Annotated in this window: 2 protein-coding genes; one reads left to right on the plus strand and one right to left on the minus strand. The window is 68.0% G+C overall.

Annotated elements, in window-relative coordinates; genetic code table 11:
- Positions 1-186 precede the first annotated feature (186 nt).
- Complete coding sequence (locus tag FV226_RS27575) at positions 187-570, plus strand: hypothetical protein (protein ID WP_147765414.1); 384 nt, start codon at positions 187-189, stop codon at positions 568-570.
- A 63-nt stretch (positions 571-633) separates the two neighbouring features.
- Here the strand turns inward: FV226_RS27575 and FV226_RS27580 are convergent.
- The coding region (locus FV226_RS27580; RefSeq protein ID WP_147765415.1) for a transposase at positions 634-1,041 on the minus strand (408 nt) is incomplete at its 5' end.

Here is a 1,041-nt window from a genome sequence, read left to right on the forward strand (position 1 = left end):
GCCCGACGTCGTGCTGCGGCGGCCCGACGTCGTGCTGCGGCGTGCTGACAGGGAAAGGATCAATCCCAAATCGGCCTGTGCGGTCGACAAAGCGCCCTGCGTCCACACCAGAATGATCATCGTGCGGGCTTCTAACTTTCTAGCTCACCGGCGACCCTGATGGCTCCTCTCACCGGAGCCCAACCCATGGCCGACGCGACCGACGACGACCTCCCCGAGATCCTGATCCGCCGGAAGCGCAAGCACGCGAGAGCCCAGGCGAACAGCACCGCCCGGCGCAAGGCCAGGAACGCACCCCGCCGGGACGACCTGGCGCGTGCCGCCTACTACGTGCTCCTCCTGACCATGGAGGAGGCCGAGAAGCAGGGCGAGATCGAGCGCGCCAATCGTATGCGCCACCGCATGCTCCTCATGATGGAGGATGCCCTGTTCGACCGGGCAGCCTCCGCCATGGCCTTTGATGGACATGCCGACACCGTGATCCAAGACGTCAAAGCCTGGGTCGGCGCGCGCAGGTTCGCAAAGCGCAGAGAGGCTGAGGCTGCTCGGTCAGCCGCTGATACGAAGTAACGGGGGAGTACGCGGGGTGGATCTCAGCCGCTGACGAAGGCGGCTCAGGTCGGCGGTTCGCGGTCAGGCGGCCTGAGCGAGCCCCGTAAGCGGGGTCCAATTCCACGGCAGCAGGTCGCGGAGGCGTCGAGCCGGATGCTCGGCGATGCGGGTGAGGACGTCCCGCAGGTAGGCCTCGGTATCGAGGCGGTTCAGCTTGGCCGTCTCGATCAGGGTGTAGAAGGCGGCCGCCCGCTCGGCGCCCCGATCCGAGCCGGCGAACAGGTAGTTCTTGCGCCCGACGGCGACGCCACGAAGCGCCCGCTCGGCCGGGTTGTTGTCGAGCCCGATCCGGCCGTCGTCGAACACCCGGGTCAGCGCGCGCCAGCGGGTCAGCATATAGCGGAACGCCTTGGCCAGATCCGAGGGGCCGGAGAGCTGCGGCAGGATCGTCTCGGCCCAGGTTCTCAAGGCATCGGCCAGCGGGCGGGA

The sequence above is a fragment of the Methylobacterium sp. WL12 genome (assembly GCF_008039475.1).
Lineage (GTDB): Bacteria > Pseudomonadota > Alphaproteobacteria > Rhizobiales > Beijerinckiaceae > Methylobacterium > Methylobacterium cerastii.